Annotated in this window: 13 protein-coding genes; 5 read left to right on the top strand and 8 right to left on the bottom strand. The window is 59.2% G+C overall.

Annotation, left to right across the window (positions count from 1 at the left end):
* Nucleotides 1–6: 6 nt before the first annotated feature.
* The gene (locus HMPREF3101_RS03830) at nt 7–543 is read right to left on the bottom strand and encodes a YceI family protein (protein ID WP_070462746.1); all 537 of its coding nucleotides are present in this window, start codon (nt 541–543) and stop codon (nt 7–9) included.
* Nucleotides 544–682: 139 nt separating this feature from the next.
* Between HMPREF3101_RS03830 and HMPREF3101_RS03825 the strand changes: the two genes are divergently transcribed.
* Nucleotides 683–1,162 (top strand): MarR family winged helix-turn-helix transcriptional regulator, encoded by a 480-nt coding sequence (locus tag HMPREF3101_RS03825; protein WP_070462743.1) that lies wholly within the window; start codon nt 683–685, stop codon nt 1,160–1,162.
* Nucleotides 1,163–1,236: 74 nt separating this feature from the next.
* Nucleotides 1,237–1,461, top strand: coding sequence for a PspC domain-containing protein (locus HMPREF3101_RS03820; RefSeq protein WP_070462741.1), 225 nt, complete (start codon nt 1,237–1,239; stop codon nt 1,459–1,461).
* Here HMPREF3101_RS03820 and HMPREF3101_RS03815 read toward each other — a convergent pair.
* From HMPREF3101_RS03815 to HMPREF3101_RS03805, 3 genes are read right to left on the bottom strand one after another with little or no spacing between them, the layout of a single operon-like run.
* Entirely contained in the window at nt 1,442–1,909 is a 468-nt protein-coding gene (locus HMPREF3101_RS03815; protein ID WP_070462738.1) for a hypothetical protein, read from the bottom strand. The genes HMPREF3101_RS03820 and HMPREF3101_RS03815 overlap by 20 nt on opposite strands.
* Nucleotides 1,906–2,670, bottom strand: a complete 765-nt coding sequence (locus HMPREF3101_RS03810) for a YhfC family glutamic-type intramembrane protease (RefSeq protein WP_083280072.1) — start codon at nt 2,668–2,670, stop codon at nt 1,906–1,908. The genes HMPREF3101_RS03815 and HMPREF3101_RS03810 overlap by 4 nt, the downstream gene beginning before the upstream one ends.
* A 24-nt stretch (nt 2,671–2,694) precedes the next feature.
* Entirely contained in the window at nt 2,695–3,423 is a 729-nt protein-coding gene (locus tag HMPREF3101_RS03805; RefSeq protein WP_070462733.1) for a hypothetical protein, read from the bottom strand.
* 439 nt (nt 3,424–3,862) lie between these two features.
* Here HMPREF3101_RS03805 and HMPREF3101_RS03800 point away from each other — a divergent pair, with 439 nt between their 5' ends.
* Nucleotides 3,863–4,618 (top strand): zinc-ribbon domain-containing protein, encoded by a 756-nt coding sequence (locus HMPREF3101_RS03800; RefSeq protein ID WP_168160154.1) that lies wholly within the window; start codon nt 3,863–3,865, stop codon nt 4,616–4,618.
* A gap of 272 nt (nt 4,619–4,890) precedes the next feature.
* Here the strand turns inward: HMPREF3101_RS03800 and HMPREF3101_RS03795 are convergent, their stop codons facing one another.
* Entirely contained in the window at nt 4,891–7,476 is a 2,586-nt protein-coding gene (locus HMPREF3101_RS03795; RefSeq protein ID WP_070462726.1) for a DEAD/DEAH box helicase, read from the bottom strand.
* A gap of 2 nt (nt 7,477–7,478) precedes the next feature.
* Complete coding sequence (locus HMPREF3101_RS03790) at nt 7,479–9,491, bottom strand: site-specific DNA-methyltransferase (RefSeq protein WP_070462723.1); 2,013 nt, start codon at nt 9,489–9,491, stop codon at nt 7,479–7,481.
* A 615-nt stretch (nt 9,492–10,106) separates the two neighbouring features.
* Here HMPREF3101_RS03790 and HMPREF3101_RS12070 point away from each other — a divergent pair.
* Nucleotides 10,107–10,283, top strand: coding sequence for a hypothetical protein (locus tag HMPREF3101_RS12070; RefSeq protein WP_168160153.1), 177 nt, complete (start codon nt 10,107–10,109; stop codon nt 10,281–10,283).
* Between the two features lie 292 nt (nt 10,284–10,575).
* On the opposite strand, the gene HMPREF3101_RS03780 is transcribed toward HMPREF3101_RS12070, so the two are convergent.
* On the bottom strand, nt 10,576–11,208 hold the full coding sequence (locus HMPREF3101_RS03780) for a hypothetical protein (protein ID WP_070462719.1): 633 nt from the start codon (nt 11,206–11,208) through the stop codon (nt 10,576–10,578).
* Between the two features lie 26 nt (nt 11,209–11,234).
* A complete protein-coding gene (locus HMPREF3101_RS03775; RefSeq protein ID WP_246816637.1) occupies nt 11,235–11,900 on the bottom strand; it encodes a DUF4230 domain-containing protein in 666 nt (221 codons plus the stop codon).
* Nucleotides 11,901–12,098: 198 nt separating this feature from the next.
* Between HMPREF3101_RS03775 and HMPREF3101_RS03770 the strand changes: the two genes are divergently transcribed.
* On the top strand, nt 12,099–13,655 hold the full coding sequence (locus HMPREF3101_RS03770; RefSeq protein WP_070462785.1) for an AbgT family transporter: 1,557 nt from the start codon (nt 12,099–12,101) through the stop codon (nt 13,653–13,655).
* Nucleotides 13,656–13,764: the final 109 nt, after the last annotated feature.

Here is a 13,764-nt window from a genome sequence, read left to right as displayed (position 1 = left end):
GAAGGCTTAGCCAGCCTTGACGGCGGAGCCTTCGATCTCCACCTTGATCTCCTTGGACAGGAGCACGCCGCCAGAGTTCATCGGGGCGTTGAAGTCGATGCCGAAGTCGGTGCGGTCAATCGTGGTGGTTGCTTCAAAGCCCCAGCGGGTCTCACCAGTGGGGGCTTCTTCCACTCCGAACGTCGATACCTCAAGGGTGACCGGCGTTGTGATGCCCTTAATGGTCAGGTCACCGGTAAGGGTGCCGTTGCCGGACGCATCGACGTTGACGTGGCTGGAGGTGAAGGTGATCTCCGGGAATGTGTCGGTGTTAAAGAAGTCGTCCGTGCGCAGGTGCGCATCGCGCTCGGCGTTGCGAGTATCTACAGAAGCAGCCTGGATGGTAGCCGTTGCCTTGGAGTCTGCGATGTTCTCCGCAACGGTAATGGTGGAGCTGAACTCGTTAAAAGAGCCTCGCACCTTGGACACCATCGCGTGGCGTACAACGAAGCCGATAGTGGAGTGGGTGGAGTCCAGATTCCAGGTTCCGGTCAATGCGGTCATCGTGCGATTCCTTTCGTTTGTTTTTCATTGACGGGGACCACCATACACAATTGGTGACACGTCAACAATGCTGTGCTTGTGCCTTTTGAACTCCCAGCACTTTCCTTCTTAGCTGCATATATGCACTAGGGTTTCTGGTATGCCTGCAGAGCCCCGTTGGTTGAATGAAGACGAGCAGCGCCTTTGGCGCCTCATGCTTACGGCTTCCAACAAGATTTCCCGCGGCATGGATGAAACGTTGCAGGCAATGTCGGGTCTGTCCGCCCCGGAATACGCGGTGCTTGTTGCACTGTCCGAGTCGCCAGAGATGGAACTTCGCTTGCATCAGCTTTGTGAAAACTTGGAATGGGATCGCTCGCGTACCTCCCACCAGGTCACGCGCATGGCCAAACGTGGTCTTGTAGAGAAGAAGCGGTGCCCGGGGGATGCGCGCGGCGTCTTAGTGTCATTGACTGATCAGGGTGTCGAGTGCCTTGAGGATGCAGTTCCGGGACACGTGGACTACGTCCGTCGCGTAGTGTTTGAACCCACTCGGGATATCGACCGTGATGCTGTGGAGTCCTTTCTCCAGGCTTTGGTGGGGGTCCCGGACCAGGAAAACCCCAGCGAGAGCCGCTGATCGTTGTCACCATGGATCGATGCGCCTTTAATGGGGAAGTGGGAACTTCCCCAAGCAACCGAAAGGATTACGCAATGTCGTCTTCGTACCCGCAGTTTTCCAACAACCAGCCGCAGCGCCGCCTGACCCGTTCCATGACGGACAAGATGATCGCTGGCGTCTGCGGAGGTATTGCCAACTACTTCAACGTTGACCCGACCTTGGTGCGCATTGTGTTTGTTGTGCTTGCGCTGGGCGGCGTGTTACCAGGCCTGTTAGCGTACCTGATTGGCTGGGTAGTTATTCCGGCTGAGTTCTAGCCTTGATCAGGGCTATGGCCTGATCAACATCACTGACCGCCACCACGCAATCATCCGAGTTGCGTGTGTGAATGCGAACGACTGGGCCGCCGAGGGTGAACGCATCAGCGTTATCTACCCGCCACGGCTGCCCAGTGAGCAGAGCCACCCCCATAAACATGGTCAACGGCACACGCGGTGCGGGTGCTACCTCTGCAATATCGGAGTAGGGGATTCGCCTCGACCGATTGTGCAGACGCACTGTTAACGCGTTGTCGTCGAGCTCCAACACTATTTTCTGGCGCAAGATCCACACGGTCCAAATAGTGTAGAGTGCTGCAATTGCCACGCCCCACCCGCCGGTGTTGGATAACACCACCAAGCCTGCGGCGAATGTTGCTATGCCAGCCAGGAGGACTGCGGGCCAGCCGGCGGTTCGCCTAACGAGCGTCTGTGTGGGCTCACTCATGCAAAGGTCTGCTTCTTCAGCGGACCTGCAATGACAGCCCACAGCCCGATGGCAGTAAACGCGGTGAGTAAGAAGTACACGACGCCAAGGCCGTATTGGGCGCTCAGCAACGTGATGGAGTTAAACGCGATATGGGTGACTACGGCAACAAGCCACAGCAGCCAACGACGCTCACGTACCGCGCGCAGCACGATCAATGTGAGCACCACATGTGCGGTGATTGCCAAGGCGCGTTCGTACCAGCTGAGGGAAAGTAAACCGAGACTCATGTTCTGCAGGGTGTCCATTTGTTGCTCGAATGCGTCGATGGCGGTGGCGTTGCCAGTCTGCGCGACCTGCATGCGCAGAATCTCACCGTTGGTGAGCAACATGACGTTGGTTGCCAGAGCAGAGGCGAAGAGCAGTAGCGCCTCAATGCCGCCGTGTCCTAGGCCAAATCCCACACCGTTTTGCCACGAGCGCGTGTTTTTTGCCCAAAATCGAAGCACAACCCAACGGGTGGTCTCCTCAAACAGACCGGAGGTGGCCAGCATTAACAGCACGGTCGCCGTTGTGGCGGTCGCCGGGTCCAGCACCCGGATAAACACCAGTTGCAGCGGCACAACCAGGACCATTCTGGCCACTTGGGAGAGGGGGAAAGCAAGAGCGCCCCAGCTTAACGACGCCCACGTAAACCCCAGCTTCCATCTCCCCACAAACCAAGCGAGGAGGACTCCCACGACCATAGCGGCAAACTGCACAACGATGAGTCCAAACGTCATGGCGGCAACGATACCGGTGCGCTTCTACTTCAAGGTGGCGAGGTTCCTGTCTAGCAGTGCGAGCAGATTGTCCACGGGCCCAACCATCTCAACATCTTCCTGGACAACCTTGTGCTGGACTTCAATCACTCGGCCGGCGAGGACCGTGAAGCACGCGGTGTTGTTGGTTTCGTTCATTGGAACGTCCTCGGGAGTGACGCACTTCCACTCGAAGTTCGGCGTATTCACTACTTCTTCTACTGGGCTGAACCCGTTTTCCGTAATCAAGCCGTGAACCTGTCCGAGGAAGAACTGCATGTGCGGGTCATTAACGTTTTCCAGCGGGCGTGGCTCACCATTATTGAGGGGTACGTAGGCCCTAACTTGCGCGCTCGTTGGCAGATCAAGGTGGTTGTACGCACCTCTCACCATGTTGGTCCCACTGTCAATTTCGATCTCTTCTGACTGGTAGCCGTCGATGAAATTGAGGGCACCGAACAAATCGCTGATGCTCACGCCGTCATATACCGAGGTCGGATCATTCGGGTCGACCATCCCGTCAGCAAGGGCTTTGTAGTCCTTCTTGTCATTGTCCGGTGACTCCGTGCCGCTGGTGGCTGCGGCGGATGTGGTGGCGCTGCTGCTTGCGGTATCCGCGGTTGAGCTGGGCATTGTCTGCTCGGTGGTGGGCGGGTTGTCATCCCCAGTGCTTGAACAACCCACGGCAAGCGATGCGGTAAGGACAGTTGCAAGAGATAAGTTTGTGATCCGCATAACAGGCAACTTTATTAGGTGATCTGTAACCTTGCAGCGGGTAAGACGGCTGTGGAAATGATCAATACAGCTACATGTACCGGACTGCCTGCGAAAAAGTCTCAAAAGGCGAGTGGGAAATATCCGACGTTTTTAGAGTGACGGGATGGCGAGAAATCAACCTGTCCTACAGTCTTGATATCGAAGTCGAGATCATGGTCCGGTAATCCTTAGAGGCAACACAGTGGAAGCAATCACAACTCAAACGTGCAGCGTTGACAGCTGCGAAAGGCCGGTGCTATTCCGCACGCGGACGAAGCCGTCGTATTGTGACGTCCACTTGGCCCAGATTTACCAGCGCGGTGGGCTTGTTCTTCTGGATCCGTTTACAAGGCCGAAGCACGCGCTGCTTACCCGCTGTGTGGAGTGCGGTTTTGAGGCGCACTACAGCTTCGAGTACGTGCAGCTAACCGTGAACCGCGGCGAGAAAACGTGTCGCGCGTGCTACTGGCGGCAATGGGCCGTTGAGTCGCGCAAGCAGCTGGTCAGGGAGTTCGCGCCGATTCCCATAAATGAGGCCAAGAAAATAGCCGAAGCATGCGGCTACCAGTACCTTGGCCCGCTGACCAACCTGTCTCTTCTTGATGATCCGCATGGGGTGAAGTGTCCTCATTGTGATCTCATTTCCGCCCAGCGGATCGGTGACATCGAATTTGGGTGCCGGTGCCAAAGATCGAAAAAGACCACTGCTGCCGCAACTTCGAAGGTGCCTAGCGCAAGCTTTCTCAAGGACCTCGATGGGGAGATCGTCAGTTGGTGGGACCACGAGAAAAACTCCGAGGAACTCTGGCAGAGCGCCAAGAAGAGCTCCCGGAAGAAAGCTTGGTGGACCTGCCCGGAAGGGCACTCGTTTCAGGGGCAGATTGATCAGGTAGTCAAGGGCTGGGCACGATGCCCAGTCTGCCGTGAGCGTGAAGAGCAGAAACGCGCCATCGAGGATGCCGAGTTTGAAGAAAAGTACGCTTCAGCCACCGTCTTCGATGTGATGGAGCTTCTCGAAGCATGGGATGAGCCGTACATCGACCCCGATTTCGTACCGGTTGTCGGCACGTACGAGCGACTCCGTTTCGTGTGCCCCAACGGCCACAAGCGCGTTGTTTCCCCCGAAACCTTCCTGAGGAAAGAGTGCCCCGCGTGCAAAGGGCTCGAACCGTAGTGATGCAATGCGGCCCGTTAAGGGAGATTCAGTAAACTCCCCAACCTTTAGCTCCGCCGCCGCTTACACGGCGGCTTACACATTTTCTGCCGCTTCCTTACACACCCTGCCCCGAACCCCGCCTCGAAAACCCGTACCGCACCTTCCGTTTCGGTGCCCGACACGGAACCCCTTAAGCCCCGCGAACAACCCCAGCGACACGACAAAAACCGGACCGCAGGAGCACTCCTACAGTCCGGCCTCGCCTTTTTTAGTGCCGCTATTGCCAGCTTTTAGAGCGTTGGCATCCGCTCCGTCACCGAACCGGCAACCAAGTCGGCCCACGAGTCGGAAGAGACAATGTCGTCCTCGTAGGCAATGAGGTAGCCCCAGGTTTGGTCCTCGTACTCCGGCATGCCCACGAGCTGGCGCACCACGCGCTCAGCGGCTGCTCGCTTGGTCTGGACGCGTTCGTCGTCGCGGCCGCGGTTCTCCTTGGCCTCTACGATCCAGTGGGTGCCGTCCTTGTCGAAGACCACGAAATCTGGAACGTACGAGTTGTGCGGAGTGTAGGCCACCCGTGCGCCCTCGTGGGCGTAGATCCGCTTCCACCACACCACGTTCGGGTCGAGGTCGAGCAGAGCTGCCAGGCGGTACTCGCCGGTAAACGAGTCAAAGCGTGCGGCCTCGAATAGTCCCTTCTTCCAGGTGCCGTAGTATTCCGCGGTGCTAAAACCTGCCTTACCCGCGGACTTTTCCTGCCGGTCGAGCAGGTCCAGCACCTTCTTGTCGAGGTCGAGCACGAACGAGTCGTCAATCGGGAGGGTAACCGGGTGGATGGACACCGTGGTTCCAGTCTGAGCGTTTGCCTTTCTGGACTCCTCGACAACGAGCTCACGCAAGTGTCGGGCCGCGGACTCCTTGGCCTTCTCCGTCCACTGCTCGATCTTCGTCGCTTCCATAAACGTGGGCACGATGCGGCGCTTGAGTTGGCTCGTGTTCTCTGTCGTTGCGGCAACCGCACCGGAACCCATGACGCGGCGGATGAGTTCCGCAGCGACTTGGGAAGGAGTCTGTTTGAAACTCGGCACGGCGGAGCGCTCGTCGTTGTCGAGTTCGATTTTGTTGCCCTCGTTAGCCACACCGATCTTGGTGCGAGCCAAGTACTCGTCAGTGTCGGTGACCTTGTCTGCCCGTTCAACGATGACGGAGTTCGGGATATCAACCAGTTCGAACTGCTTCTTCGTCTTCGTCATAGCCGAAGACGGGAAGTCGAAGGTGGTGCCAGCGAACTTCTCGTTGACGTGAACAACGACTGGCGTGAATATCTCAACGCCCTTCGAAACGTCATCTTCGTCGGTGAGTGCTCGTGTGCCCACGGTTCGCTCACCTGCCGGAGTGTCAGGAACGTCACCAGAGTTGCGAGAGTCCTCGTCAGGTTGCACCGTGGTGCCTTCCTCGCCGGTGTCAGTCGAGGTGTCGCCCGTAGCACCCGTGCCAGTACCAGTGCCAGCGCCAACCTGCGGTGGGTTGGCCGTGCCAGGTGGGGCGATGAGCCCTTTACCGTCGCCATCTCGCACCGCGTCCTCAATGCCGAACTGTTTGAGGACGTTTTCGTTTTCCAAAAGCCTGACGAAGGACTCGTGCGACAAAATGTCTAATTCGTCAATGGCCGGAACACCCGTGAGCGCCCCGAACGGCAGGCGGAGACCTCGGCCCATGACCTGCTGGGTCAGCACCTCCGAGCCCATTGTGCGAAGGGTACACATCACGCCAATGCGCTTTGTGTCCCAGCCTTCACGCAGTTTGTTGACTGAGACGATCACCCGGACCGGGGAGTTGTCCGTGTCGAGGTAGCGCAAGAACGACTGGGTGGTGTTGTCGTTGTGCTCGTTGTCCACCTGAAGCACCGCGAGCGGGTCGCCCACGAACCCGGGGCCACGCAGGCGCTCAGCAACCTCGGTGGCGTGAGGCACGCCAGAGCAGACCACGAACAGAAGCGGTTTTGTCTGCTTGCCGTTCGGGTGGGCTGCCCTGTAGTTCGCGTACGCCTCTTCCTTGATAGCCAGAAGCGACAATGCGTCTTGGAGCTGGCGGTCTTCCGAGTCGTAGCCAGATTCGCGGTAGACCAGCACCGGTTGCTTGACGTAGCCGTCCTGGATAGCCCGCCACAGCGGGTAGTGGTAGACAACGTCGTCTCCCTTGTCCGGCGAGGCCGTAAGCCCCACGGTCACGGCGGGTTTCAGCGAAGTCAGCGACTTGCGGAAGGTCTTCGCGGTGGAGCCGAACAGGTGAGACTCGTCGGCGATAATGACTAAGTCTTCCGTGTCAATCAACCGTTGCGCCAGCGCACCCGAGTCTTCCTGGAACTTCCACGTCTTGCGGCGCGCCGCTTCGTCTCCCGTTGCAACGTTCTTGCCGCCGTCCTTCGGCGGAAAAAGTTGCTGGACATTGAAAACGTACAGCGTAGAGACACCTTCGCCCACAAACAGGTCGGACGCGACGTTATCGACTCGCAGATTCGACACGTCACCCGGAGTGACAAGCCGGGGCGGGACATCGAAGCCACCAATGTAGCGGTGCGATCCTTCCGTGAAGTCGAGGACGGTCTTGTCCTGCACGACCTTCGTCGGGGTGACCACCATGACGTTGGGGTGGCCTTGGCGGCGCAGGTACTCGATAAACGCTGCCATGACGTAGGTCTTGCCCGCACCCGTTGCGAGGTTGAGCACCAGTGGTTCTAGAGCGTCGTATTTGCCTTTTTCGATTCGCTTCACCAAATCGGCAAGCGCTTCAGCGTTCGGTGCGCGGAGGTCGAACTTGTTCGAGAGTTCTGCAACCAGGTTTTCATCAAAGGAGAGGTTCAATTTCTGTGCCATGGTTACTTCTCCTCTTCGGCAGCGTCGGAGTACGGGAAAATCTCAAGCGGGACGTGGACAACTCGCGATCCGTTCTTGAACGAGCGGACATGCTCGCGGGCAAAGCCGTCAACCACGGTCGCGGCGAACAGGACGGAGTGGCCCTCTGGGAGGTGAGCCATGACTTCGTCAATCTTCTCCTCGTCCAGGACACCTTCGACTACAACGAGGTGCTCGCGGCCGCGCTTGCCGTCGAAGTGCAACTCCTCAGGGGTGAGCGCAAAGCGAAGTTGTGCGGCCACGGAGCGCATGAGCAGGTCGCCGGTGGCGTGCTCGGTCAAGGTTGTGAGCGCTACCTCCGAGTCGTAGTCGAAGCAGGCCGGCTCAAGGTGTGCGACCTGAAAACCACCGCCGCCGCGCCAGTTGACGACGCCCTTGACTGGCTTGGTCTTGGTCATGGCCTTGAGTTGTTTCACCGCGGGGTTCTTTTTGAGCTCGTCGGCGTTCTTGATGGCCTTGTTCAACAGGGAGGTGAACTTCTGTGCTTCTTCTGGGGTAAGACCCTCGGGCAAACCGTCTTCGGTAGCGTCGGCGCGCTCCTCCTTCTGGAGCGTGATGCCGCCCTGGTCCTCACCGTTTACGACCTTCTCTAGGCGCGGGCGAGTGAAGCGGTTGAACGTATCTTCCACGAGTTCGCAGGTGACCCACCGCCGGCCCATTTTCTGGGCTACCGCAGCGGTGGTTCCCGAACCCGCGAACACGTCGAGGACAATGTCGCCGGGTTTCGTAGCGATGTGGATGATGCGCTCTAGGAGACGTTCTGGCTTCGGGGTGGCGAAGGCAGTGGTGCCGGGGAAAAGATTCTGAATCTCCCTCTTTGCAGAATCGTTTCGGTCTGTATCGCTCCAGATTGTGTCAGCGACACGACCATACGATTCAGGCATGTAGCCCTTCCTCCGAAGTTGTCCGGTTCCGTCCTTGCCAGTGAAGAAGAATTCGGGCCAATTACCGTTCTCGAAGACCCTTCGTGCGAACTCGGCGTCTGCCGGGTTCCACCCGGGAATTACCAGTGGTTTGATGTCTTCACGGAGCACAACACCTTCACCGGTGATCTTCTTGCGGTTTTTCATTTCCGCTTCATCGTTTTCGCCAATCGTGTAATTTCCCCACCCCCGCATGATTTCCAGCATGCGGTCCTGACGGAATCCCCACTGACGTCCCACAGGTGGATACAACATGGAGCCTGTGATCGGATGCTGAACACCGTATACAGAGGCGACCTGAACGCCGTTGTTTGAGGCATGTGGCGCTGCGGAAGTAATGGACTGCCAAGGCCAGGGGTCTCCGTCTGGGGAACTAAAGCGCGCGGTCATCTCTTGGGTGGGTGGAAGTTTTTGAATATTTATCGAACCGGTCTTGCCGTAGCAAAGAATTACATCGTGGTTAGAGGACAGTCCTGAGGTGTCATTTCGCACATGGGAACCCTTTTGCCAAATTACTTCTCCAACAAAATTTCCACTCCCAAACACCTCATCCAGCAGCACCCTCATCCGGTGGTTCTCCACATCGTCAAGGTGGACCCAGATTGACCCGTCCTCGCTCAGTAAGTCGCGCAAGTGTAGCAGTCGGTCTCGCATCATGGTGAGCCAGACGGAGTGCTCCAGGTTGTCCTCGTAGTTCGCGAAGGTCTGCGCGGTGTTAAATGGCGGGTCAATGTAGATGCACTTCACCTTTCCGACGTACTTCTCAGACCACTCCGGTACACGAGTGAGTGCTTCGAGCACGTCGCCGGACTCGCCCAGAATGAGCAGGTTGTCCGACTGCGGTTCAAGGTCAGCGCGCCCGGAGTAGGTGGTGCCCTCTTCCTTTTCCGACCTCGTCCCGGCTACCGTCTCGTCAACCGTCAACACCCTCGTTTCGCAATACCGCGGGTCGCGTGGATCTACCCAGGTGTAGCCGTAGCGGCCTTGCTCGGTGGGAATGAGTGCCTTGTCCTTATTCGTCCAGGTCAGCTCGAGGCGTTGTTGTCTGCCCAACTGTGTCTCCTTCGCGTTAGTCGGGTGTGGTTTCGTCGCCTATCAGAGTAGCCGGGGGCTCGACAGGACCAGAGGAAATGGGCTTTGAGGGCGAACCTACTTTCGAGTCGGCCTTCGTTGTGAATTTCGAGTTGCTGACATTCTCGGCTTGAAGCCGAGACGGTTCGCGCGGCGGTGGCCAAATCGGCGGACGGGACGGCGGGCTAGGGAAGGGGAGCGGTTGCCAGGGGGACAACTGACCGGACCAGCAGTTCTCAAATCTGCTTCAGGCTCGCAAGCGTCTCACGCTCGTCCGCTACGGCACGAAGCCGAACAAGAAGTGCGACGTGCGACTGGGCTGTCCTGCCCGCGCCGAGGGCGCGGAAATTACCTGCCCGCTGGTCCCGCCTGCCGAGGAAGACAGGAAGAAAGAGGGCTTCCAAAAAGACGGGCTGACCGCCTCCGAAGTGCCCTCCAAGGCCTCCTGCCCGAAGGTCTGCCAGCAGCACATCGTGACGATGAGGAACACCGCCGCAACACCATTGAGTCCCGCAATGCAATGCTCAAGAACGGTTCCTACCAAGGTGCCGGAGACGTGACGACCCGCCTTATGCGCGGTTGGGCGGCACAAATGCTGTGCATGGCCATGGCCGCAGTGGGGTGAACCTCGCCATGCTCGATGCGGCTGCCTGGTCGCGTCCAAATACGTTCCAGAAGCCGACTCCGCCACCGCGGCGTAGCGGCCGCAAACTCAGCTCGGACGACCTTGAGCAATGGAAGTTGGGCGACAACGCACCACCGAAGGCGGCGTAACAACCACAAGCCACCGGCTGAACCTTGAGCCTTCGAGGACTTCACGTCGAGTGGCTCACAGGTCGTAGACCGACACCCGTTTTTGACACAAAAACTGGGCGGCAAAGCCCGTTGAATCTCAAAAGCCATACTGGCGAAAAGGCCAACCCCCACTGACCTACTTTTCCACCCTTGTTACACGGAACCCACACAATCGTGTGGGTTCCGGAGTTGTTGCCCTGAGGATTCTTGCTGTGCTCACCTCTGGCTTACATCAGTGAACATAGAGCGCGCTCTGCGTTACGTCAACACCCTAAAACGGCAGCGTGGGCAGCGCGACGCCGGGGAGCGTGCCCGCCGCGCCGGCGCCCACAGCACCAAGCACGCCGAGCAGCGCCACGACAATCAGCGCGATGTGGTTCGGGGCGAGGGCAAGGCTTATCGACGACGGCGCCACCGGCACGACCCTATTCACATCCTTGCCGCAATCCGCGTAGCGCTGCGCGGTGTACGAGGCGGCGTTGGCAAGGTAGGCGGCCTCGGAGTGGCTGAACGGGCTGTCGGCGGTGACGGTCAGACTGCGTGAGGAGTGCTTCAGATCGTCGACGACCAGCGCGCTTGAGGTGTGGGTGACGCCGGGTTCCCAAAGTTTGGCGTCGTCGATTTGGGTGAGTGTGCCCCAGCCGTTCTCGCCGATGCCAGCGCGCAACTCGGTCTGCTTCTTCTCCCACAGGGCAAGCGCGTCGGCGCGGGAGCCGTTGTAGAAGATGAGGTCGTCGCCAAGTACGCCCGCGGCGAGCGCCGGGACCTGGTCGGCGTTGTACTCGATGGAACACTGGGCGGAGCCGGAACCAGCACCTGGCGCGACCGGCGCCGCACCAGCAACCGGGACCGACGCAGCAGAAACAACAGCGGCCAGCGAGCAAACTGCCAAAGACTTACGCATGGCCAGAAACTCTAGACCATGAGCGGCTACTGCGCCCAGGAAATCCGCACGTCAAAATCCTCCTGCTCGGTCCCCTTCACAAGTGCGGCGATGTGGCTGCGTATGAGGTGTTCGGTCCGCTCCCGCGCGCGGTCCAACAGGCCCTGCGACACGGCCTTGTCGCGCGCGGTGTCCTCTTGGACGGCGATGAAGGTGGTGACGTCGTCGACACGAATTTGGTTGAGGGGGTTCATGGACTGGTCGTAGACCTGCACGCTGTCGGCGTTGATGTGGGCGCTGAGTACTTCCACGGGCGGCAGCACCACATCAATAGCGCCAGAGCCGACCGAAACGTCGATGGCGGATGTGTTGCGGATGCCGGCGGTGACGCGGCCGTCGTAAGTAACGAGGAAGTTGCGGCCGGTAAACGGCACGCGCAGTCCGAGGACCTCGAGGCCTTTTTGGTCGAACTTGCCCACGTCAGAGAAGACGTATTCCTCCACGGACAGTTCGGCGATGTCCTCGAACGATGCCCCGATGGTGGTGGAGTCCACCCGCGTCTCCCCCACGCCGAACACGGCGGGGCGCAGCATGACAAGTAGCAGCCCGGCGACCGCCAGGACGGCGATGACGGAGGTAATGACGGAGGTCACAACGGCGCGACCGCGGCGTGGGCGGCGCGGCGCGAGGTGTAGTTCTTGGGCGGTACTCACATCCGGCGATCTTAATTGCACCCCCACATTCGGATGGTTTGTACACTCGATAGAACCTTTGGGCGTACGCGGCTGAAGGATGTACCTGGCCACCGCACGGAAGAGATAACGATGACCGGTTCCACGCGTATCGACGAAACCCGCGCCGAAAAGCAGCGCGAAGAGAAACAAAACCAAAACCAGAACCAACAAGACGGCATGACCGGCTTCCTCGGCTGGATCGAGCGAATAGGCAACAAGCTGCCGGAGCCTTTCTGGCTGTTTGTCATTTTGAGCGGCGTTGTTGTCGTCTCCTCATGGATTGCCAGCAAGGCGGGCCTGTCTGCTATCGACCCTGCCTCCGGCGAAGAGATTCACGTAGAAAGCCTGCTGACCGGCGAGAACATCTCGCGCATGGTCACGGATGCGGTGCAGAACTTCATCGCGTTCCCGCCGCTGGGTGTGATCCTGGCGGTGATGCTTGGTGTTGCCGTGGCGGAGCAAACCGGTCTGCTGGCGGCGATGGTGCGCGCGATGGTGGACAAGGTCAGTGGCAAGATGCTGACGTTTATGGTCGCGCTTGCCGGCGTGACCGGTTCGATCGCCTCGGATGCGATTTACGTGATCATCATTCCGTTGGGCGCGATGGCGTTTCATGCGGTTGGGCGCTCGCCGGTGGTGGGTGCGATGGTGGCGTTCGCGGCGTCGTCGGCAGGCTTTAACTCCTCGCTGATCCTCAACATCACCGACCTGCTGCTCGCCGGCATTTCCACCTCGGCGGCGCAACTTGTCGACGCCGACTACGAGGTCTCCCCGCTTGCCAACATCTTCTTCGTCATCCCGTCCGCCATTGTGCTGGCGCTGGTGATCACTGCGGTGACGGAGTTTTATGTGGAGAAGAAGGCGCAAGCGCTTATCGACGACGACCACATCGACGAAGACGAACTCCAAATCAACGACTCCGCCCAACCGGACGATTCCCACCTGACCGACGACGATGACCTCTCGCTGACCCCACTGGAGCGCAAGGGCCTCGCGTGGTCCGGCGTGACCCTGGTCGTCTCCCTCGTCGCTTACTTCGTCCTGCTTCTGGTCCCGGCCTCCCCGTTCGCGCGTCCGGAGGAGGGCTTCATGGAGTCCCCGCTAATCCGCGCGATTGCCGTGCCGATCACCCTGATCTTCTTTGTCACCGGCCTGGTCTACGGCCTGATCGTGGGCACCGTCAAGGAGGCCGCGGATCTGCCGAAGTTCATGGCCAAGGGCTTAGAGTCCATGCTGCCGATCCTGGTGCTGTTCTTCGCCGTCGCCCAGTTCCTGGCGTACTTCCAGTGGTCCAACCTGGGCCCCTGGACCGCCATCAAGGGTGCGGAGCTGCTGCAGGCGTGGAATCTGCCAAACGCGGTGCTATTCCTCGCGTTTGTGGTCATGGTGGCGCTGATCAACCTGTTCATCACCTCCGGTTCCGCCCAGTGGGCACTGATGGCACCGGTGGTGGTGCCGATGATGATGTACGTCAACGTCTCCCCCGAGGTCTCCCAGATGCTGTTCCGTATCGGTGACTCCCCGTCGAACATCATCACCCCAATGTCGCCCTACTTCGCACTGGCCCTGACATTTCTGCAGAAGTACTACAAGAAGGCCGGCGTGGGCACCCTGATGTCGCTCGCCCTGCCGTACTCGCTGTGCATGCTGGCGGGCTGGTTCATCTTCTTCATGATCTGGTACTTCGCCGGCATCCCGCTCGGCCCTGGCTCCCCAATGGGCTACGAGGTATAGTCAGTACCGCACGACATTAAGCGCTGGGTGTTATACCCAGCGCTTTTGCTTTGCGGACAGGTCAGCCGCGACATGGTTGACACTCTCCCAACCACCGCGTGGCGCGAAG

Source organism: Corynebacterium sp. HMSC29G08, assembly GCF_001806875.1.
In the GTDB taxonomy this organism is placed as follows: Bacteria; Actinomycetota; Actinomycetes; order Mycobacteriales; family Mycobacteriaceae; genus Corynebacterium.
Note: the sequence above shows the minus strand (reverse complement) of the source record. Positions and strands in the feature narration are given on the sequence as shown.

What these genes read in the sequence shown, in the direction of transcription:
- HMPREF3101_RS03830 (WP_070462746.1), bottom strand. Translation starts at nt 543, where the DNA reads ATGACCGCATTGACCGGAACCTGGAATCTGGACTCCACCCACTCCACT.
- HMPREF3101_RS03825 (WP_070462743.1), top strand. Translation starts at nt 683, where the DNA reads ATGCCTGCAGAGCCCCGTTGGTTGAATGAAGACGAGCAGCGCCTTTGG.
- HMPREF3101_RS03820 (WP_070462741.1), top strand. Translation starts at nt 1,237, where the DNA reads ATGTCGTCTTCGTACCCGCAGTTTTCCAACAACCAGCCGCAGCGCCGC.
- HMPREF3101_RS03815 (WP_070462738.1), bottom strand. Translation starts at nt 1,909, where the DNA reads ATGAGTGAGCCCACACAGACGCTCGTTAGGCGAACCGCCGGCTGGCCC.
- HMPREF3101_RS03810 (WP_083280072.1), bottom strand. Translation starts at nt 2,670, where the DNA reads ATGACGTTTGGACTCATCGTTGTGCAGTTTGCCGCTATGGTCGTGGGA.
- HMPREF3101_RS03805 (WP_070462733.1), bottom strand. Translation starts at nt 3,423, where the DNA reads ATGCGGATCACAAACTTATCTCTTGCAACTGTCCTTACCGCATCGCTT.
- HMPREF3101_RS03795 (WP_070462726.1), bottom strand. Translation starts at nt 7,476, where the DNA reads ATGGCACAGAAATTGAACCTCTCCTTTGATGAAAACCTGGTTGCAGAA.
- HMPREF3101_RS03780 (WP_070462719.1), bottom strand. Translation starts at nt 11,208, where the DNA reads ATGCGTAAGTCTTTGGCAGTTTGCTCGCTGGCCGCTGTTGTTTCTGCT.
- HMPREF3101_RS03770 (WP_070462785.1), top strand. Translation starts at nt 12,099, where the DNA reads ATGACCGGCTTCCTCGGCTGGATCGAGCGAATAGGCAACAAGCTGCCG.